The sequence below is a fragment of the Sporosarcina sp. Y1004 genome, assembly GCF_057669665.1.
Window position 1 is genome coordinate 1 of sequence record NZ_JBYHFQ010000028.1, and the last position, 19,905, is coordinate 19,905.

Sequence of the window (19,905 nt, forward strand, 5' to 3'; positions counted from 1 at the left end):
ATATACTGTTTCCGGTAATGATTTTACCCAGTACTCAAACTCTTCCTTATTAACGCTTTTCGAAAATGTTATTAGTTTTGAAGAGAGCGGCAGGTTTTTTCCAGATATAATTTCTTTGTTGCTAACTTTTTGCGGTGAGCTCAGAGCCTTCTCAATATTGGCAAAGGCGATTTTGGCACCAGTCGTCTGAATAATAGGTGCAGAATTATTAAAATTCGAAATTTCTAGTGTAACTTTTGCCATTTCATCATCAGTTAATAGATCTACTTTATTTGCGATGATTAAATGGGCGTGACGAATTTGTTCCATGAACAAAGCTCGTATACGCGGTGACAGTTTGTCACGTTCCAACCAGCGTTTGGAATCTGCTACCGATACAATACCCTTAATGTTAAGTCGATCCGCAAACAAAGGAGAATAAATGGCATCCAGTGCTTCCACCGGATGTGCGGCACCCGTCGTTTCTATCAAAATTACATCAATATCGTTATTTTCCTCAAGTAACCCCTGCAATTGTGCTTCAGTCTTTTCAGACCCTGTACAGCAAATACATCCTTCAAGGAGTTCTTTGAGAGGAACCCCGCCTTCTCCTTCGACTGTATTCGAATCGAAAGGCAAAGCTCCAAATTCATTCATCAATACAGCGGGTTTTTTGCCTTGTTCTTTTAATTGAACAATTGTATGGAGTAATAGTGACGTTTTACCACTGCCTAGAAATCCGCTAATTAAATATACATCAATCATCTGTATACCCCTTTCATTTTTTAATTTAAAAAGCGTCCCGCCGATTAGGACTGGACGCTTTTTAGTTATTTCATTACTTTTTGAGTAAAACTTCTTGAGCTTTTTTCAGCTGAGGATCGTCTTCTTGAATTTTAGTCCGTAGTTTCTCCATTAGACCGTACGTAGTATCCCCTGTTAGAATACCATTTGTGTCCAAATTTAAATCCTCTTGGAGTTTTTTTATAGCTAGCTCTGTTTTTTCATCGAACTGTCCATCGATTTCGCCTGGCTCATACCCAACAGCCTCAAGCATTTCTTCTGCAGACTTAATAGTAGTCGTAAGCATACCTTCCTTCATCACCATTGTGGGATCGAGGAATGGAAGCAATGCATAGGATGGGTACGGTACTTTGAAATCAGGCTCAATTCCTTTTTTATGAATCCAGTTGCCTTCAGGAGTTAGCCATTTTGCTGTTGTTAACTTTAAATTTGAGCCATCCGAAAGGTCTTGCGGTGTTTGAACAGTTCCTTTACCAAATGTTTTTACACCGATAAGAGGGATGTCAGCAGATTCTTTCATTGCGCCTGCCAGGATTTCAGAAGCTGAAGCACTACCATCATCAATTATGAGCGCTACAGGTACTTTGACTTTCCTAGTTCCCGAAGCCGTGTATACCTCAGGAGTCGTCCCTTTCCCTTCAAATTGAAAGATATTTTTCCCATTCTCTACAAATAGATCTGAAATATCGATCGCCGTATCGAGTCTTCCACCAGGGTTTTGCCTAACATCGACAACCAGCCCTTTCATATTTGCATCTTCCATTTCATCAAGGGCGACTAGCAGTTCGTCGTAGGTCCCTTCAGAAAAGCTCGTGATATGAATGTGTGCGATTCCGTCATCAAGCATTTCTGCATATACTGTTTCAATTGGAATAACATCACGCTCAATTTTGATATCAACTGGTTCTGTTCCTTCGCCACGTCTAATAGTTAAAGTGACAGTAGTACCTTTTTCACCTCGGATTAGAAGAACCGCTTCAGATGAAGACATACCTTGTATACTTTTACCGTCAACTGCAATTATAGTATCATTTGGCAGTAATCCAGCACGTTCTGCGGGTGAGTTTTTTATAGGAGAAACAACGTTAATATAGCCACTTTGTTCCTGAATTTCGGCACCAATCCCTTCGAAACTTGAAGAGATACTTTCGTTCAATTGTCGGGCTTCCTTCTCATTCAAGTAATCAGAATAAGGGTCACCCAGTGCATCAATCATTCCGTTGATAGCTCCATCAATAACTGCAGTCTCATCGATATCCTGGAAATAGTTCGCTTCCATCTGGTCATACGCGTCATATAACTTTTCAAACTCTTTACGGTCTTTTACATTTTGTTTTTGAGGACTAACAACTTCTACGACTTTATCATCACCTGTTGTTAATACGAAGAAAGTCACTGCAGCGGAAGCCAAAACGAGTCCAAATACAACCATGACAAAAGAGAACAGTTTTATTTTAATATAACGTTTTTCCGGTGGTTGTTTATTTGGTTCGCTTTCTTGTATGTTACCGGTATTCTCTTTCATCTCATTCCCCACTTTCTACTCTACATAAAGGAGTATATTCAAAAAAAGGACCGCTATATAGCGGGCGGTCCTTCGTTCTGATTACTCTTGGATTGATGCTTCAAGTGCAACTTCAATCATGTCATTGAAGGTTGTTTGGCGCTCTTCAGCAGATGTAGCTTCGCCTGTAAGAATATGATCACTAACAGTAAGGATTGCGAGCGCTTGTCGCCCAAATTTCGCAGCAAGCGTATACAATGCTGCAGCCTCCATTTCAACCGCAAGCACACCATATTGTGCCCATTTTTCATGTTGAGCATATTCATTGTAGAAAACATCTTCTGTAAATACATTTCCGACTTTCAAATCAAGTCCTTTTTTAAGACCTGCATTGTATGATTTTAGTAGTAGGTCAAAATCTGCAGTCGGTGCATAGTTAACGCCATTAAAAATAATTTCATTCATTTTAGAATCTGTCGAAGCACTTTGCGCGAGAATCACGTCTCGTACATGAACGTCTTGCTGAATCGCGCCACAAGTACCAACACGAATTAGTTTTTGAACATCATATTCTTGCATCAGTTCAGTTACGTATATAGAAATTGACGGAACGCCCATTCCTGTGCCTTGCACCGATATACGTTTGCCTTTATAAGTTCCCGTATAGCCAAACATATTACGGACTTCATTATATTGTGTGACATCTTCAAGAAACGTTTCTGCAATATATTTTGCTCGGAGTGGGTCTCCAGGTAGTAAAATTGTATCAGCAATATCACCTTTTTTTGCATTAATATGTATACTCATATTGAATAGCCTCGCTTTCAAATTTTCATTTTTTATCGTACATTCAACTATACCATTTTGCAATAATAATGCGAACTTAACTTATAAGAACCGCTCTTCATATAACTGGAATAAATCATCGAAAATGACGGATGGCATTTCCGCATCCGCCTTTTCTTCAATATAGCGTGATAAAGGATCAAAAGCCTTTTCTTCTTTTGGAAAACTGTAATCTTTAAACATGGCTTCCGCAAAAGAAGCTTTCAAATCATCTTTCGCCCCACCGCGGAAGGCGAGGGCAAAACGGTAAAAAGACCGGTCCATCCGTTCATCTCTTTTCTATACTTTTATCTGGTGAACTGTTCCAAATACTCTCCATAACCTTCTTCATCGAGACGGTCAATAGATACAAAACGGAGTGCGGCTGAATTGATACAATACCGCAGTCCATCTACACCTGGACCGTCTGGAAACACATGACCAAGATGAGAATCTGCTGTTTTACTTCGCACTTCTATCCGTTGCATTCCATGGGTTGTATCGATTTTCTCTACTACCTCTACAGTTTCAATCGGCTTTGTAAAACTAGGCCAGCCACACCCTGCATCATATTTATCTTTGGAACTAAAAAGTGGTTTGCCGGAAATAAGATCGACATAAATCCCATCGTCGTAATGACTATCATACTCATTACGAAACGGAGCTTCTGTTCCGTTCTCCTGAGTGACGTGATACTGAATATCAGTTAGTTTCTTCTTCAATTCATCTTTCATTTATCTTCACCCCAATTTTCTGATTTAAACCTTTCTCGTCCAGACCCGGTTGCATACCTGTTGTAGTGTACAGGATTTTTCATGTAATAGTCTTGATGTCCTTCTTCGGCACTATAAAAAATCTTAGCAGGAAGGATTTCTGTTGCGATTGGTTTCACAAATTTACCTGAACTATCCAGTTCAGATTTTGTTTTCTCAGCAATTTCTTGTTGTTCAGAACTATGATAATAAATCGCTGTTTGATATGATTCTCCACGGTCAAAAAATTGCCCACCTGAATCTGTCGGATCAATTTGTCTCCAAAATATGTCGAGTAGTTCATTGTAAGTTATTATTTCTTCATCATACGTAATTTGAACGGCTTCACGGTGACCAGTCGTATTTGTACAAACAAGTTCGTAAGAAGGATTTTCGATATCTCCGCCTGTATAACCCGAAATGACAGAAGTAACACCTTCATATCGGTCAAATGGTTTCACCATACACCAAAAACATCCACCTGCAAATGTTGCTAATGACTTTGTCATCGTTAGACCTCCCTATTCTTTTGGAATATAAATTTCGAAGTTAATCTCGTCATCCGCTAAGTTGAATGTTTTTGCCTTTACTTGTAAATTACCCGATAAAGGAATTTCTGAAAGGTTAATGAATAATTCTTCTTCTGTGGGGCGAACAATCATCCACTCAGGAAGCTTCACGGAATCCCTTAAGATTTTTAAGACAACAGCTGGCTGGATATTCAATTGGCCAATTTCCATCGCTGATTGTTTCAAAATCAGATTTCCATCTTGCTGTACAATGGGATCGAAATGCATTAAGACTGGCAAAGTAAAGGAGAATATATTCAGTTCAGAAATCAGAACTACGTCGTCGCCAATTTCCATTGTTACTGGAAGTGGCTCACCATTTACCGCTTTTTGGATATACGTATTTGCAATTCCTTCTAAATCTTCTTTAGTCGCGGTCAATGTTAGAACATGGTCTGTTCTGTCTGGTTCTTCCATTTTCGGAAGTGGTGCGGATTCTGATGAAACCCCGAGTAGTACAATTAATGCTGCGACTGCTGCAGCCACTAGTCCTGCAAGTACAAAAAAACTGATTTTCCACATGTGAACAGCTCCTACATTTCCAATTCCCCGTCTGACAGTTTCTTCAAATTACATTGTTGAAGCTTTTCAAGGTAACGGTCTGCCAACTCTTCATATCCCTTGGCGTTTGGATGAAAGAAGTCTGTATGGTATACCATGTTCGTATTCGAATCGAACAGGTCACTTACAGGAATGAAGCAAGATCTCTCGTCCATAATTGTCCGAACTTCAATTGCTTCATTCCAATCATCAATGATATCATCAAATTCATTTGCTTCATCTGTCACTATTGATAAAGGATTATATAGACCAGACAAAATAATGATTGCATCACCATTCAAGTCACGAATGATGCTAAGGAGTTCATCTAATCTAATTTCAAACTTACCGAGTTCGATATAAAATGGACCCATCTTTAAATTGAAAAGGTTAGACTTGACGACCTTCATAACATCGTTTCCACCAATTGTTAGGAAAATGAAATCGGCATTTTTTATTGATAATTGAATGTCGCGTTCGTCTAATTTGGTAATAAGTTGGTCACTTCTTCGACCACGTTTCGCCAAATTGGTCACGTCGACATCCTTTACCCCTTTCCAATCAGCCATTTTGCTGGTAACACGTCCAAAATAACCTTCTTTTTTTAGTTCGTCTCCGACACCCTGCGTCAGTGAATCACCTAAACCAAGCACTTTTATCTGTTGTGGAATGAAGTAACCTGGGATTTCCCACCCAGTAAATGAAATTTCGTTTCGCACGGAGAATGAATTTGTTTTTTTTGTAAACGTTTGCTGACAGCCAGACAAAAACAATGAGAAGGCGATCACAATCAAGAATACTCTTCTCATAAATAGAGTTCCCCTTTTCTTCAGTAAAGAATCATTTATCTTTATTCAGCAGAAGACTCTCACCTCCATAGGTGGGAGATGAATGCGGTTTTATTTTCCTGTTCAGCGGGTGTCCAAACACCCGCTGAACAAAAGATAAAGCCTCCGGCGGATGTCACAGATTTTGAAAGGAGTCAATCGAGCAAGCTCGATTCAAAATCTGGACGCAATTACGCTGAGGCGTAATTGATTAATCAGCATAATACATGAAACCAATTGCACCTTCTCCAGTATGTGTACTAATAATTGGTGCAGTGAATGTAAGTTTCACATCTTTTATACCTGAGTCTTGTATCAATTTTCTCAATGGTTCCGCCATAGCCAAACCGTGTGCATGAGATATACCGACCCCGCGAACAATTTTCCCCGCAGTTTCCTCTTTGAAAACTTTGAATAAATGTGAGACTACTTGTTTATGACTGCGTACCTTCGCAACCGGCGTATAGACTCCGTCCTGTAAAGTAGCAATCGGTTTAATATTCATCAGTGATCCAATCAGCGCTTTACCCTTTCCAACCCGGCCCCCTTTAACCAGATTGTCTAGTGTATCGACTACTACAAAAAGCGTGGTCTTCTTACGGATTGTATTCAACCGGTCAATAATTTCCGTGACAGAATTCCCCTTTTTCTCCATTTCAGCTGCTTCAATCACCTGAAATGCCAAAGCGTGTGAGATATACATAGAATCGATGACAGTCACTTTTGAATCTGTCATTTCAGCTGCCGCCTGAGCAGATTTAATAGTACCACTCATACCGCCTGTCATATGGATGGAGATAATTTCGCTTCCATCCTCACCAAGTCTGTCATATAATTCTTTGAAAACACCTGCAGCAGGCTGCGAACTTTTCGGCAATTCAGTGGAATTTTTCATCAACCCTAGAAATGCTTCGGGTTTTATATCAACACCATCAATATATGTTCTTCCATCAATTTGGATGTTCAACGGAACAATATGAATAGAGTACTTAAGAATATCTTCTTCTTTCAAATCGGCTGTCGAATCCGTGACTATATGAATCTTTTTCATAGTTAGCACTCCCCTTGGGTATTAAAAGTTCCTCATACAAATTAATTTAATAAAGAGTATGCGCATCATAGGCTTATCCCTTAGCAGAAAGTTTGTCATATACTACAAATGAATACGGGACTCCATCTTCTGTAAAATGATCTTCTGAAGCAGATACAATTTTCCATTCTGGACCGTAATCCGGGAAAAAAGTATCCCCTTTGAAAGGCTTCCGAATATCCGTTATGTAAAGGCGATCCGCTATTTCCATCGCCAAGCGAAATATTTCTGCCCCTCCGATAATCATCACTTCTTCTGCATATTCTTCAGCTCTGTCAATCGCATCTTTCAAATTGTGTACAACAATAGCCCCTTCAGCCGTGAATGATTTATTACGTGTAACAACAATGCTGAGTCTTCCAGGCAATGGTCTTCCAATCGATTCGTAAGTCTTACGTCCCATTACCATAGCTTTCCCCATTGATATTTTTTTGAAATAAGCCAAGTCTTCAGGTATGTGCCAAGGTAATTCGTTATTCAATCCAATAACCTTATTCGTATCATGTGCTACAAGTAGAGAAATCATTTAACTCCGCCTTTCTTAGACAGCAATTGGTGCTTTGATTTTTGGGTAAGGATTATAATTTTCAAGTTCAATATCTTCCGTCTCCAAATCGAAAATTGATTTCCCTTTACTATTCAGCTTTAATGTTGGTAGTGGTCGTGGTTCACGTGTCAATTGTTCATTAACCTGATTAATATGGTTTGCATAAATATGTGCATCGCCTAGTGTGTGGATAAATTCTCCAACCTCAAGATTGCATTCATGTGCAATCAAATGAACAAGAAGTGCATATGATGCAATATTAAATGGCACCCCTAGGAAATTTTCGTTAGCGAAATTCCGATGAACCCACGGAGTTAATTGGGTTAAACCTACTCACAATAGGATGCATCAATTATAAGTTGTTTAATCCTATTAATACAGCATTAACATCTAGGCGAACTATTTACTGTTTATTATATTGAGCTAATATAATAATCATAAATACCCGTCTCCATTGTACACTAAGTTCAATTCCTCTACACGTAATAATAGTCTAATTAGACCTCGGATAGTCCTGAAAATTTAACGGGCTATATTTACTGCAAATTCTAACTCATTAAGGCAAGCCCTCAATTATTAAATACCAATCCATTTTCCTTAAGCTATCCTTTACTGCTAACTGTTGCATACTTTTTCAGCTGCAAAAACAGTATTTTGTTCGTATTAATATCCTTACTTTCTATCTTGGCGATTATATATTTTTCGATATCTGATTTTCACCCAATAGATTCGAAGTAATTAACTGTTTCTTTTAGGCTCTGTTAAATAGTTCTGCTGATAATTCATTCAGAAAGAAAAGGGACCTATTTACGGTCCCTTTTTCGGTATTCTTATACAGTTAACGCACCCGTTAGCTTAAAAAGGAACAATAACTTATAAACGAGGTTTATTGAAAATTTTTAGTGTTTATCGACTTTATCAAACCACTTCCAATTGTCGAACATTCCTATCACATTAATCTAATTAGAAAATTACTACTAGCTCCCTTTAATAGAATCTACTATTTTAACGCAGATAATGAATAAATTCGCAATATACATCACAAGGTAATTCTTACTCTTCGCCTTCGATAAAAATAGCGTTAATCAAGTCATTTCTATCCATATTCTCTCCCAAAAAAGAACTAATGTTTCTCATTTCCTTTTTTATCGTTTCCAGACCAACGTTTTTTACTGATGTTTGAAGTTTTATCATGATATCGTTTGAATTAATTTCCTCTTTTCCGAACACTTTTTTTAAATCCGCTTTTTTATATTGCCCCAAAAGAATTATGAAGAATTCATTTATCGCAAGCTCTAGTACTATGTCTACTTGCTGTATTCCTGTCACATAATCAATATACATCCCCATCGGAATCTGATAAACTTTCGCAATTCCTAAGACAGATGGAGGGATATTCACCAAGATAAATTTTCCATCGTGGATAATAAAATATACGTGCTCCGTCCCACTGTGTAGTATTATGCTTTTTATTTTTTTGTTCATTAACTTACTCCTTTGTATAGAAAAAATTTTTTCTTTATTATTTTATTCCATGAATGACTATCAAAAAAACGGTTCTTTTATTGATAGTACTCGTCCCATATATTCTCTGTAATTAGTAGCCTCAGCCCACCTCCCTATTGTAGACTATAGTACTCAAAAAATAATTGCAATAGAAACATCGATTTTACGGAAGTGAAATCTTGCGTACTATAGTCCGTAGACTATCTGTCACAATTAATCGAGAATGAACCTAAATATACTAATTTATTTAGGGGCATGCTAAATGTTTATTGAAAAAGAATTTGGTCTGGTTTTGAAAAAGTACCGGAATAAATCTGGATTTTCACAGGAAGAATTAGCACTTAGATGCGGATTAGACAGAACTTTCATCAGTATGTTAGAACATGGAAAGAGAAGACCAACTATTAATACAGTTTTTTCCTTGGCTAAAGCTTTAAATATCGAGCCAAGTGCAATGATTAAAGAAGTTGAAAAAGTAGTGTTAGCTTAATTAATCGCTCTGTTATACATTTTTTTTGATAAATCATTAATAAAACCCCATTTATTATTATGAGTTCTCTTGATGAGGCTAAAACAACAAACAGTCGAATCCCTTATGTTTAGGATTCGACTGTTTTTATTTATTCATGCGCCAATGAAGACTCGTAAGCTAAACTATTACAGTCCTGATGTCGAGGTATTTTGTTGCCAAGCCTTTGAATCGTTGTATCCAACCACCTTAGGTGCGTTAAATTACTTTATACTCTAAAAGTTTTCTCATTAAAACTTCCTCTATATCTTCTCTGTCTTCTGGATATAAATCGATAAGGGTAATAGTATGCTCTTCACATAAGCTAATTTTATCTAAGACGTTTCTCGTGTACTTCCCTATGAAATTCTCTTGATGATGTTGCTTCTCTATAAATAACCCGAAATACTCTATTAGAATACTTGAATCTGTTAAAATCCAATCTGCATTTATTTTTCTCCCAAGACCTGGAATAAGTTCGCTATAAAGAATATCTTTTTCGAACTTCAGTTCTAAGCTTATTAGCAGATTCGTAATTAACACCTCAGGATAAGAGCGGCATACCTGACCATTATCATCTATACATATAGTTCCTGTTCCTAAACTTTTTTCAATAAGTGTATTATCTACGATTATTTCTAGTGACTCCCAAGTGGGTTCCCATCCTAGACTTTGAATTATTTGAGTATATGTCATTTTAAAAGTCCTATAATACTGTTTTATTTCTGCTAATCCATTTATAGTAAATTCATTTGTTAAGGGTACTCTACCTAACTTTTCTTTTAATTGAATCAAATCCTTAAGTAATTCTTCTTCTCCTCTTTTATATTGATTTGCTACTCCTATATAAGTCCTACATATTTCAGAAAAACGTTTATCTAAAACTAATTCCAAGGCTTTTCTATGAGCAAGGTTCTCTCGTTTAGCTATTGTTTCGTATTCTTCTACTGTTGGCGCTTTATCATTCATTTTATAATAAGCTTTAATGGCATCAATCGATTCTGGCACTCTGTCTTCCATTGTCTTAAAATATTCTTTGTCAACAACACCCGCCATAATTAAAGCTGCTTTATAGCTCCCAAACTTCTGCGTAATTAAATTCCTATTAACCCCCGCAACTTCAACATCTCCACCAGTAGGTATAGCATCTAATGTATCAGCTAGTTGTTTTAACAAAAATAATAATCCAGTTTCATCAGTCACCAAACTAAATCTTCTATTCAAAGGGATATTCAAATCTTCTAGCATGGATGTCCATTCATTCCAATACTTGTTAACGTGTACAAGTGTATATTTAAGCTCGTTGCATTGAGGGGCACGCCTATGCTCATCGTAGTATTCTAAGACATCTTTAATTATATCTTCTTTTTTATATTTTCTAATCCCGTTCGATTTCAAACCTGCATGCGCAATAGCATTATTCCAACTACCAAATCTATTTTGATATACCCTTGCACTCGGCACACTTTTATCTCTATCAAACCTACTATGGGTGGGAGTCTCTCCAATTTTCTCGGCATATGTTTTAAGTATTTTAATTAGCCGTTCATCTGTATATTTCTGTTTTGCCATATAACCGCCCCCCTATCATATCTATAATTATTTTTTATTCTATTAAAAAATGAGTCATCAAGGGGATAACCCTAGCAATTAGCGAATAATACATATATCAGGATAGAACAAGTACATAATAAAGTACCGTATATATTAAGCGACATAAACCACTTTTTTAAAATAGCCATTGAAAATTCTCACATTAACAATATTAACACAATATGAGATACTTACAATTTATGTAATAAAACCGACAATAAAACATGTGGATATCAAAATATCTCCCCAGAAAACAATTCGCTCCGTGTTCCGTTCGGTGTCTGTGGAACAGCTAGCTCGAAATCTTCATTTATCACCATCAAAACATTGGAAAACACCCCCTAACCCCAGTCACGTTGTGTAGCACATATAATGACACTGCATGGTGGTACTAAAACCTTACGACAATGAAATCGCCACCCATAATAACTGTCTTGTAACACTTACACAGCTTTACAATGGCTCTACCGCACCCGGAACTACTCACTCATCTACAATATCAACCTTAAGTAAAATGGAATTTTTACAAGTCTATTTGTAGGTGGTGGATAAGTGATAAACGCTTACAAATCAATAACTTTTTGCGTTTACATAGATTCTTCATATTCACTCACTATTTTATAGAGTGAGTTCTTTTTCAGTTTTGAGACTTCCACGAACTGCACACCAGTCAACTTTTTGTCTTTCCTTGCCTTTACAAACTTATATTGACGGTGTCACAACTACCGTCGACAAGAATGTATATTTACACATAAAAACAGTCACATAGATTTATCTGCAATTAGCATTAATCATGTTTTGACAATTATACTTCCATTCTACCCGCTTTTATTCAAGTAAAGTACTCTAGTACAGGTTTTGCTTCAAATCCCTCGCATAAGTGATTAGTTATTTTAGTCCTTCTCGTGTGGTTACTTGTAACAGTCCGCTTTATTTGTTGTATAATAACCATGGGCTACCAAACTTTGATTTGCTCTGATATTGTTTACTCATTAGGATAACCATGGATAAAGTGCCACTTCAAATTCGAAAGGTGTAGGTTTATATTAGAACCTCAAATTTTTTTAATAGAATTAGACAACGTATTAAAACTTTTAAATTCTTGGTAGCTTTCGATGAATTAAATGAAGCAAATAGAATAATTAAATTTCTAGGAATTACCTTTGTAATTCTAGCATTCCTTTATCTCCTAGGAATGGTTAAGTTATCAATAGTGATAATAACAAGCATTTCATTGTCAGGTATCTTTTTTATCATAGGAGATATATTTGAACATGGCTGTAAGGTTCAACATCAAAAAAAAGCAATTGATATTAAAATTAGGAATAATAGAATAGGCAATTTAAAACTATTTAAATCATTCTTTCAATTTTTGGCAATAACTTCATTAATTATTGCTCCTTACCTTACAATAAGCCTATCGGATAACACACTTTATAAGGTTAGCAACACATTCTCAATGTTAGCAATCGGCTTAACTGTCTTTAAAATTGGTTTAGATAATTCAATGAAAAAATCCGAATTTGAAATTAGATTAGCCGATGAACTACTTAATTTATCCAATAGCACTGAACAGTCACAAGAAAAAAAGAAGGAATGAACCATATTTCTTTCTTGTTCTTTTTATACCTAAAAATAATAGTTGTGCGCTCCGCAAGACTGTGTAATGACATTTAGACAACCTTTGTACATGATTTCTTTACTACACTATCATCGGTCATAGGGTGACCCTTTTAAGAGCCTATTACGATTGTTATTGAAATTGAAATCGTAATATACAATGTTTTCTGCCCATAGAAAAAACCTCCTAATTTTAATAAATTAGAAGGTCTATCGTCGCAAATACATATGAGTGTTTATTAGGAAGTTTCCTCCAAAGTTCAACACCCGTTCATACGACTACATTCTCAGCCATATCTCTATGGAGACGGCGGGAGTCAAACCCGCGTCCAGATTCAGTTATACACAGTGCTTCTCAGTGTAGTTTAGTAATTTACAGTTCGCGGACTTGTAAGCTAAAATTTACTGCTGCAATGGTTTGAAACATTCCACACTTTTTCATTTATCGATTTTCTCCATTAGGGAGTATTACATATTTACGAACTTAGTTCGGAGACCTTATGAATTTTAGAATAACATAATTCTTTTTTACATGTATAATAAAGTTTAAATAAGGAGGAATATCATGCCATATATGTATTCTATAACTGTAAATTTTACAACCCCACTCGAAAAAAACATTATTACTAATGAAAAGATTTATTATCAGGAAGGTCTTTATGACTCTTTAGATATATCCCAATCTAGCTTAACCATTCATTGTAAAAGACAAAAGGCTAAAAATATAAATACTTCTTTATATAATTTTAATAGTACTTTCAGTAAACAAATCAATAAAGCATTAACATTTCTTGCTGTTATAAATGGTTTTATTCCAACAATAAAAAACATAGTAATTTCTAAACTTAACTCTCAAGGAACAGAGATAGAACATTTCTTAGAAGATAAAATAAATCAACCATTAGAATCGACACTTTCAAACGAATTGATATGGGATTTAAATGATGCAAAAATCCTTTTGGAAGAAACCCCCAAATCACATTCCGTTTTATTATCCTGTATTTACTGGTTAAAAGCACAAGATTATAACTTAGAAGGTGGTAAGTTCGAAAAACATTGGAAATCTTTTAATACTCTCTATACATATATTTCTAAAAAAGAAATAGAATTCGATAAATTAAAATTCATGAGAAATTTTATCTGTTCTAATCAGAATATATTTCCAAAAAGTATTCAACTTATTTCTCCGCTTACTTCTAGAGATATACGTACCTTAAGAATAAGAGAAATGATTCTGAATGATTATAGTAAAGTTAACAACACTAAAGCTTATGCAGATTTTATAAAAAGATATGATGATATAAGGTTAAACGAAATATTTAAAGATACTCTCGTCTATAGACAATCTTTTCTAAAATCTGAAAATCTCTATGAAGATGTTGAAAAACATATAAACAACTCTATTTCACAAAATAAAAAGATGGATGAACAATTATTATGTTTTTATTTAATAAAATATTCCTATTTTATTAGAAATAAGTATTTTCATGCTGAAAAGATGGATTCAACTTTCCTATTATTTAAAAATGATGAAATAAAAGAACTTTCATTACTTAATAAAATTTTTTCTACTTTCCTAAAAGAATTACTAATAGCCCACTCTGAATATTAGATAAAGCTTGTGCACAAAAAAGTTTCCAAACTACTGCGTATATTGTGCATACACTTATCCATAGTACAGCTAACCCCCATCCCCCAGGGTGGGGCATATACTGTATTTTTTATTTGCACAACTTTGCACAGTTCCTATTAAGCTACTTGCATGATAGCACTAACTAGATTGAAGTTACTTACTGTCATCTGTACTGCTTTTGGTTTACCTTCTACGATATCCATTACCTTTATTGGTAGTCTATTCATAGCCGCGACTTTCATCATTTGTTCAACGATTCGTGGGGTACATGAATACACATCAATCTCCTCCGTATATTCAAGCATCGATATAGTTGTTTCTTGTTCCTCTAATAAGTACATTATTTTATTCTCCTATCCTTAGCATTATTTTAGCTAATTTTCTTTAGTTTATTTTTAAATATATTTAAGTCTGTATAGTGTAAGTCTGTATATTAAGTCTGTATAACGGTCATTATTTAGACTACTAATGAACTTATTTCTTACTTCTCTGAATCTATTTTTAATACTACCTATTTTGTTAATCACAAGGGTTAGTGACTTTGAATATCAAATAAATCCTCTAATCGAACTTTATCCATCACGGCTTTTGATTCTAACTTTTCTTTACGTTTCTCACATTCAATAACTAACTGTGGAACTTGTTTAGCTAACTCTTGTTTTGAATGCGGCTGTAAAGGAAAATAAACATTGTTGTTATTCTTATGCTTTTTCACTATTAAAAGTCCAGCATCTACTAATCGCTTATTTGCGGTCATAATGCTTTGCCGACTACAATTCAGAAACAATTCTAGATTATAAATCGTAGGAAAAGCGTAGCCATAATTTTTGTTATATAACTCCAAATATTTCACATACAGTGCTACATCAAATGCTTTTATAATCCCTAGTTGTACATAATAAAAAATATCAGAAGAAGTGGCAACAAATTCAAGAGATTTTTTATAAATGTGTGTCCTAAACTAAAATAGAATTGTCAGTACTTAAGTGTGAAGGATAACTCCTTTGCACTTTTTATTTTGGAAAAAGAGAGGTGAAATAAATTGATTGTACCTAAACAATCAGTTGCAAAAATCACTATGCCCTAATGCTTTGCTGATTAACACGATACTTGCACCCTTTTCTAATAAACTTTTAGCATAAGCCCGTCTAATAGCATGGGCATTGATATTTTGAAGTCCAAATCGTTTGGCATATTTATTTAGCTGCTTTGAAATTGCACAATTAGATGATTTAGTTGTATTCATTGATAAACCATTTTGCGTGATAAATACGTTATAGTTCTCCGTTCCATAATAATTGCGAATGCCATTGTTAAGCTGTATTAACATTTTTAACATATTCGCGGTTTCTTCATCGATAGGTAACTTTAGTAATTTATGATTCTTTAACGTAGAACCATCTAAGTTCAAAATCAGATTATCAAAGTCTATATGACGTTCTCTTAATTCCCCTAATGTACGAATACGAATGCCCGTCTTATACATTAACTTTATAGCCGCGGCATCTCGAAATACTATAAAGGTTGTTTGGTCAATTAGCTGTAACAACTTTTCAATATCCGATAATTTCGCACCCGTCTTAACTTCTTTATCGACTCTAATTTGAATCGTTGCCCAAAAACGGTCACTAAACCAACCATTGTTATAGAACTTGCTAAGGACAGCTTTAATCGATTTTAAGCGTATAAGTTTCGTACTCTGTGATACATCGATAGCATCTAAATAGTGATAGATTGAATCAATCATAATATCCTCTACATACTTTAACTTATTTACTTCAACAAATTGCTTAAAGATATAGTCGTAGCTTTGTATTGTACGTTCACGATTCCCACCAATTTTCATTTGTTTAAATACTGTTTCTAATGCTGTTTCAATTGTAATAGCGTTACGAACTTCCTCACGATTCATTGTAGGTAATGCCACTACATCACCACTTACAGCAAAGATTCCATGTTTTCTACTCTTAGACAAAATAAAAAACCTCCATTTTCATTAGTGAATTTGAAGGTCTTGAACAGTGTAAATATGTAGGTATGAAAAAAGGGATATTCAACAAGAGTTCAACTCCCGTTCAATATCCCTAATCTCAAAAATCGTTGATATGGCTGCATTCACAGCCACTTTATGTATGGAGACGGCGGGATTCGAACCCGCGTCCAAAGGCTCCTATACTTAAGCGTCTACGCCATCAAATACTGAATTATCAAGGTTCTACTCGCTAGGGAGTATTGCATATTGACGAATCAGATGCATAGCCGTCTACCAAAAATATAAGTCTTTTTTATTTAATCAACAATGTTTTCATGGAATAGTAAAAATAGTTTCTTTCATCAGATACTACATACACTTATAAACACAGAAAACAACTACAGGCTATCCGTGTGTCTAGTATACCAATGAGAACTTTCACCATCTTTATCTAGAATATATACTTTTTTACTACCACCTACAGTTGGTTCTTGTTGTTCGACTTTACTAAATAACGACAATACCAATTGAATTCCTTCTTCTAAAGAACAATCTTCAATATCAATATTTCTATGCTCAATAATCGTTTTTACATCTCCACTTTTGCCAATTAACGCAGAATTTTTTTTCAAGAAGCCAACATTTTCAAATTTATCTATATACTTTCCTGAATCGAGGTGAGAATGATAACTAACAATTTCAGGAGAACCGTCAGTCCATTTGGCAACTATATAAGCTAAATTAAAGCGGTCTGTTCTATAATCCATATTCAAGGAGTCCGTAATGGTGCGCTTAACTGTTTCAACTATTCCTTTTAAAAAATACTCCGCGGATATATTCAAGTTTCGCCTATTTTTTTCAATAAAATGGTCAACAATATCAGACATATAAATATCACCATACTTTAAAGTACCTAAAACACTTAAACCCGCTTTTGCAACTACGAAGCCTCCTTCACTAACAAGAATTTTATCAGCATTATCAGTCACAATCTCCGACTTTCCCTCAATGATTTTTGATTGTCGTCCATCTGATATCACTATTATTTTATCTTTTTGCGCGTAAACAGTAATTAAACTCATTTTTTATCCCCCAATCCATCGCCATAAACCACTCAATAGTAAGCATTGTTACTATCGAGTCGTAAAGGAATATCTATGTAATTTATAGTTGCTGAAGAATAGCCTTATAAATCCTCTACAAATTATTCCATTTAACAGTGCAAGGTCTTAATAGATGCTTATAACTTTTAGTTCTAGGAATTCAAAAAAGTCCTAGCTGTTTCTTTGGTATCATTCATCATTGTCGGGATAGTGCCGGTTCCGTGTAGTGACTGGCGCTTATTACTTACTTTTTTCACTCTCTTTTATTCTCCACAAAGCATAGTTTAAATTGATTATTACACTTCATTAGAGAGCAAATCCATTTTAACTGTAATCAATACGCATTGATTAATTTAGTACAAAAAAACACTAGAATTACAAGTAGGTTTTCACTCTAAATCAATGACTCTAAACGAATAGGTAGCTAGGTACTCTTCCATACCTTTCAAGTTAATTTTACTTAATGCATGTAGCTCCGCTTGTATGTCTTCCGGTAAGTAAGTAGAAAATTTGGATACAAATAATTCATGTTCAAGTGTAACATGCACCAAGTCTTCGATACCCCACTGTTTTTCTTGTGCTTGTCTTATCACTTCGGCTATATCGCCATTGAATCCTGTTATGAGTATCCTTCCTAAGCCATCTCTTTCTTTAGTAGTAACCCCTAGTGAGCGAAGAGCCCAAGTTAAGTTTTGAGTGTTCATAGAGCCTGTGTACGTATCGAAAATGATTTCATGTTTGGTCTTCCACAGAATTCGCTCATTCGGCTTTACGTTATAATCATGATACGGTTTTCTCATATCCTGCAATGTATAGTCAGCAGTCTCATTAAAATAACCAAACTGCTGATTGGAACACAAGATTTCAATCATTTTTTCGCCTATACGATTATGGATATCAATAGGACCTCCACCGTACCTAGGTGGCTTCGCGGTAACCGCCTTTTTCACATATATTTTATTCTTCTTGAAATCAATGGTGTTAATTTCCCATAGTCTACCGGCAAGAATGATAGGGTCACCCACTTCAAATACCACTGTCTTATCCAATGTACCAATGGTTCTTACACCCTCCAGTACTGTGTAAACTTCAGGACTCATAAAGACCGCATAGAACTCTTTACTCCGAAGTATCCTTTCCCCCTCAATCCCTACGATTAACTCGTTGCGTCCTTTTATCTTTTCAAGGTGGTCGTTTTTAAGCATGTGAAGAATAACCTGTTCTACCTTTTCTTGCTGCATGTTATGGAAGATATGATTGCCTTTAATGGTTGCTATAAGCGCTTCTAAGGTGCTACCGTTTGTTTCCTGGCAGATGGATATCAATTGATGGAATAAGATGTCGTAGGGGACTGGGTACCCCGTAGCAGGCTCTATCCACTTCTCAAGTACTAACTCCATGACCGCTAATGATTGTAGCAAGCTATCTTCTTCGGTCGTATACAGTTGTAACATCTGGTCCGCACCTTTTTTTCGTCCTGAACGACCCAATCGTTGTTTCAAAGAGGAGACTGTAAATGTACTGTCTAGTTGCATCACAATGTCTACGTCCCCAATGTCGATACCAAGCTCTAATGAACTGGTTGCCACAACACTTTTAGGCGTCTTGGATTCGACCATTGTTTTCTCCACGTATTCCCGCTCTTTTTTATCGATGGAGGAGTGATGTGCATAATACGTTTCACCCACATTGTCTCTCTCAGCCAGTCGATTCAGGAAGACCGTCGTTTCTTCTACTTGCCCTCTTCTATTGCAAAAGATAATGGACTTATTTTCTCTAGATACCTCACGCATATCTTCAAATAATTCCACAGGAAGTCTTCTGTCTTTCCCTGTTTCAAAATGCATCAGGTAATACTGGAGTTGTTTTTCACTGCCAAGAGCTTCAATGATTTCAACATTGTCCGTGTCTTTATAGTTCACCCACTCTTTTACTAGCTCAAAGTTGTCGATTGTAGCTGACAGACCGACAATCCGTGGTCTTTGTACGGTGTACTGCTCGATGCGAGAGAGCAAAGAACGAAGTTGAACGCCGCGTTCTGAATTGATAAACGAATGGATTTCATCAATGACGATAAACTCAATTCCTTTGAACAAGTTCTTGATATGCTCCGTACGATTAATGAACAAACTTTCAACGGACTCAGGTGTGATTTGGAGAATACCTGACGGGTTTTTCACGAACTTGTTTTTCTGGCTTTGACTAACGTCTCCGTGCCATTTGTGTATCGGTATGGAACTATACTCGCAAAGTCTTTCAATGCGTTCAAATTGGTTGTTTATTAAGGCTTTTAGGGGTGATATGTACAATACTTTCAGTTCATTTTCAGCATTGTCTTCAATAAGGGAGATTATCGGCAAAAAAGCCGCCTCCGTTTTACCAGAGGCAGTAGCAGACGAGAGAATAACATCTTTATTCGTCTCAATGATTACGGGAATCGTCCTGTTTTGAATAGGCATTAACTTATCCCATTTCATATCCCATATCTTCTTTTGCATTGTTTTGGAAAGCAGTTCGAATGCTTGCATACGTA

20 protein-coding genes and 1 pseudogene are annotated in these 19,905 nt (G+C 35.7%); 3 read left to right on the forward strand and 18 right to left on the reverse strand.

Going from position 1 to position 19,905, the window contains the following annotated elements:
• The 12 genes and pseudogenes from AC25Y6_RS15920 to AC25Y6_RS15975 form a co-directional block, all read right to left on the reverse strand.
• Positions 1-744: GTP-binding protein (locus AC25Y6_RS15920; RefSeq protein ID WP_488143710.1), on the reverse strand; the 744-nt coding region annotated here is incomplete at its 3' end.
• 73 nt (positions 745-817) lie between these two features.
• Positions 818-2,308: a lmo1851 family serine protease gene (locus tag AC25Y6_RS15925; RefSeq protein WP_488143711.1), complete on the reverse strand. Its 1,491-nt coding sequence runs from the start codon at positions 2,306-2,308 to the stop codon at positions 818-820.
• An 81-nt stretch (positions 2,309-2,389) separates the two neighbouring features.
• A complete protein-coding gene (deoD, locus tag AC25Y6_RS15930; protein WP_488139576.1) occupies positions 2,390-3,094 on the reverse strand; it encodes a purine-nucleoside phosphorylase in 705 nt (234 codons plus the stop codon).
• Between the two features lie 81 nt (positions 3,095-3,175).
• Entirely contained in the window at positions 3,176-3,397 is a 222-nt protein-coding gene (locus AC25Y6_RS15935; RefSeq protein ID WP_482103398.1) for a YozE family protein, read from the reverse strand.
• A gap of 23 nt (positions 3,398-3,420) precedes the next feature.
• Positions 3,421-3,846, reverse strand: coding sequence for a peptide-methionine (R)-S-oxide reductase MsrB (msrB, locus tag AC25Y6_RS15940; RefSeq protein WP_482103397.1), 426 nt, complete (start codon positions 3,844-3,846; stop codon positions 3,421-3,423).
• A complete protein-coding gene (msrA, locus tag AC25Y6_RS15945) occupies positions 3,843-4,373 on the reverse strand; it encodes a peptide-methionine (S)-S-oxide reductase MsrA (RefSeq protein WP_488143712.1) in 531 nt (176 codons plus the stop codon). The genes msrB and msrA overlap by 4 nt, the downstream gene beginning before the upstream one ends.
• Before the next feature lie 12 nt (positions 4,374-4,385).
• Positions 4,386-4,955: a YpmS family protein gene (locus AC25Y6_RS15950; RefSeq protein WP_488143713.1), complete on the reverse strand. Its 570-nt coding sequence runs from the start codon at positions 4,953-4,955 to the stop codon at positions 4,386-4,388.
• 11 nt (positions 4,956-4,966) lie between these two features.
• Positions 4,967-5,782 (reverse strand): GDSL-type esterase/lipase family protein, encoded by an 816-nt coding sequence (locus tag AC25Y6_RS15955; protein ID WP_482106009.1) that lies wholly within the window; start codon positions 5,780-5,782, stop codon positions 4,967-4,969.
• Positions 5,783-6,011: 229 nt separating this feature from the next.
• Entirely contained in the window at positions 6,012-6,851 is an 840-nt protein-coding gene (locus AC25Y6_RS15960; RefSeq protein WP_488143714.1) for a DegV family protein, read from the reverse strand.
• A gap of 73 nt (positions 6,852-6,924) precedes the next feature.
• Positions 6,925-7,416 carry a dihydrofolate reductase gene (locus AC25Y6_RS15965; protein WP_488143715.1) on the reverse strand — a complete coding sequence of 164 codons (492 nt, stop codon included), beginning with the start codon at positions 7,414-7,416 and terminating at the stop codon, positions 6,925-6,927.
• A 15-nt stretch (positions 7,417-7,431) separates the two neighbouring features.
• Positions 7,432-7,716 (reverse strand): annotated as a pseudogene (gene thyA, locus AC25Y6_RS15970) (thymidylate synthase); the annotation flags it as partial.
• Between the two features lie 774 nt (positions 7,717-8,490).
• Positions 8,491-8,922, reverse strand: coding sequence for a hypothetical protein (locus tag AC25Y6_RS15975; RefSeq protein ID WP_488143716.1), 432 nt, complete (start codon positions 8,920-8,922; stop codon positions 8,491-8,493).
• Between the two features lie 283 nt (positions 8,923-9,205).
• On the opposite strand from AC25Y6_RS15975, the gene AC25Y6_RS15980 reads away from it, so the two are divergent.
• Complete coding sequence (locus tag AC25Y6_RS15980; protein ID WP_488143717.1) at positions 9,206-9,433, forward strand: helix-turn-helix domain-containing protein; 228 nt, start codon at positions 9,206-9,208, stop codon at positions 9,431-9,433.
• Between the two features lie 237 nt (positions 9,434-9,670).
• On the opposite strand, the gene AC25Y6_RS15985 is transcribed toward AC25Y6_RS15980, so the two are convergent.
• Entirely contained in the window at positions 9,671-11,023 is a 1,353-nt protein-coding gene (locus AC25Y6_RS15985; protein WP_488143718.1) for a homing endonuclease associated repeat-containing protein, read from the reverse strand.
• 1,216 nt (positions 11,024-12,239) lie between these two features.
• Between AC25Y6_RS15985 and AC25Y6_RS15990 the strand changes: the two genes are divergently transcribed.
• Both AC25Y6_RS15990 and AC25Y6_RS15995 read left to right on the forward strand, forming a co-directional pair.
• Positions 12,240-12,644, forward strand: coding sequence for a hypothetical protein (locus AC25Y6_RS15990; RefSeq protein WP_488143719.1), 405 nt, complete (start codon positions 12,240-12,242; stop codon positions 12,642-12,644).
• 585 nt (positions 12,645-13,229) lie between these two features.
• Positions 13,230-14,276, forward strand: coding sequence for a hypothetical protein (locus tag AC25Y6_RS15995; RefSeq protein WP_488143720.1), 1,047 nt, complete (start codon positions 13,230-13,232; stop codon positions 14,274-14,276).
• Between the two features lie 137 nt (positions 14,277-14,413).
• Here the strand turns inward: AC25Y6_RS15995 and AC25Y6_RS16000 are convergent, their stop codons facing one another.
• The 5 genes from AC25Y6_RS16000 to AC25Y6_RS16020 all read right to left on the reverse strand — a co-directional run bounded on the left by AC25Y6_RS16000 (position 14,414) and on the right by AC25Y6_RS16020 (position 19,900).
• On the reverse strand, positions 14,414-14,638 hold the full coding sequence (locus tag AC25Y6_RS16000; RefSeq protein ID WP_488143721.1) for a hypothetical protein: 225 nt from the start codon (positions 14,636-14,638) through the stop codon (positions 14,414-14,416).
• Positions 14,639-14,829: 191 nt separating this feature from the next.
• Positions 14,830-15,054, reverse strand: coding sequence for a hypothetical protein (locus AC25Y6_RS16005; protein ID WP_488143722.1), 225 nt, complete (start codon positions 15,052-15,054; stop codon positions 14,830-14,832).
• Between the two features lie 303 nt (positions 15,055-15,357).
• On the reverse strand, positions 15,358-16,272 hold the full coding sequence (locus AC25Y6_RS16010; RefSeq protein ID WP_488143723.1) for a tyrosine-type recombinase/integrase: 915 nt from the start codon (positions 16,270-16,272) through the stop codon (positions 15,358-15,360).
• Between the two features lie 395 nt (positions 16,273-16,667).
• Positions 16,668-17,351 carry a hypothetical protein gene (locus tag AC25Y6_RS16015; RefSeq protein WP_488143724.1) on the reverse strand — a complete coding sequence of 228 codons (684 nt, stop codon included), beginning with the start codon at positions 17,349-17,351 and terminating at the stop codon, positions 16,668-16,670.
• A gap of 410 nt (positions 17,352-17,761) precedes the next feature.
• On the reverse strand, positions 17,762-19,900 hold the full coding sequence (locus tag AC25Y6_RS16020) for a DEAD/DEAH box helicase (RefSeq protein ID WP_488143725.1): 2,139 nt from the start codon (positions 19,898-19,900) through the stop codon (positions 17,762-17,764).
• Positions 19,901-19,905: the final 5 nt, after the last annotated feature.

What these genes read in the sequence shown, in the direction of transcription:
- AC25Y6_RS15925 (WP_488143711.1), bottom strand. Translation starts at nt 2,308, where the DNA reads ATGAAAGAGAATACCGGTAACATACAAGAAAGCGAACCAAATAAACAA.
- deoD (WP_488139576.1), bottom strand. Translation starts at nt 3,094, where the DNA reads ATGAGTATACATATTAATGCAAAAAAAGGTGATATTGCTGATACAATT.
- AC25Y6_RS15935 (WP_482103398.1), bottom strand. Translation starts at nt 3,397, where the DNA reads ATGGACCGGTCTTTTTACCGTTTTGCCCTCGCCTTCCGCGGTGGGGCG.
- msrB (WP_482103397.1), bottom strand. Translation starts at nt 3,846, where the DNA reads ATGAAAGATGAATTGAAGAAGAAACTAACTGATATTCAGTATCACGTC.
- msrA (WP_488143712.1), bottom strand. Translation starts at nt 4,373, where the DNA reads ATGACAAAGTCATTAGCAACATTTGCAGGTGGATGTTTTTGGTGTATG.
- AC25Y6_RS15950 (WP_488143713.1), bottom strand. Translation starts at nt 4,955, where the DNA reads ATGTGGAAAATCAGTTTTTTTGTACTTGCAGGACTAGTGGCTGCAGCA.
- AC25Y6_RS15955 (WP_482106009.1), bottom strand. Translation starts at nt 5,782, where the DNA reads ATGAGAAGAGTATTCTTGATTGTGATCGCCTTCTCATTGTTTTTGTCT.
- AC25Y6_RS15960 (WP_488143714.1), bottom strand. Translation starts at nt 6,851, where the DNA reads ATGAAAAAGATTCATATAGTCACGGATTCGACAGCCGATTTGAAAGAA.
- AC25Y6_RS15965 (WP_488143715.1), bottom strand. Translation starts at nt 7,416, where the DNA reads ATGATTTCTCTACTTGTAGCACATGATACGAATAAGGTTATTGGATTG.
- AC25Y6_RS15975 (WP_488143716.1), bottom strand. Translation starts at nt 8,922, where the DNA reads ATGAACAAAAAAATAAAAAGCATAATACTACACAGTGGGACGGAGCAC.
- AC25Y6_RS15980 (WP_488143717.1), top strand. Translation starts at nt 9,206, where the DNA reads ATGTTTATTGAAAAAGAATTTGGTCTGGTTTTGAAAAAGTACCGGAAT.
- AC25Y6_RS15985 (WP_488143718.1), bottom strand. Translation starts at nt 11,023, where the DNA reads ATGGCAAAACAGAAATATACAGATGAACGGCTAATTAAAATACTTAAA.
- AC25Y6_RS15990 (WP_488143719.1), top strand. Translation starts at nt 12,240, where the DNA reads ATGGTTAAGTTATCAATAGTGATAATAACAAGCATTTCATTGTCAGGT.
- AC25Y6_RS15995 (WP_488143720.1), top strand. Translation starts at nt 13,230, where the DNA reads ATGCCATATATGTATTCTATAACTGTAAATTTTACAACCCCACTCGAA.
- AC25Y6_RS16000 (WP_488143721.1), bottom strand. Translation starts at nt 14,638, where the DNA reads ATGTACTTATTAGAGGAACAAGAAACAACTATATCGATGCTTGAATAT.
- AC25Y6_RS16005 (WP_488143722.1), bottom strand. Translation starts at nt 15,054, where the DNA reads ATGACCGCAAATAAGCGATTAGTAGATGCTGGACTTTTAATAGTGAAA.
- AC25Y6_RS16015 (WP_488143724.1), bottom strand. Translation starts at nt 17,351, where the DNA reads ATGAGTTTAATTACTGTTTACGCGCAAAAAGATAAAATAATAGTGATA.
- AC25Y6_RS16020 (WP_488143725.1), bottom strand. Translation starts at nt 19,900, where the DNA reads ATGCAAGCATTCGAACTGCTTTCCAAAACAATGCAAAAGAAGATATGG.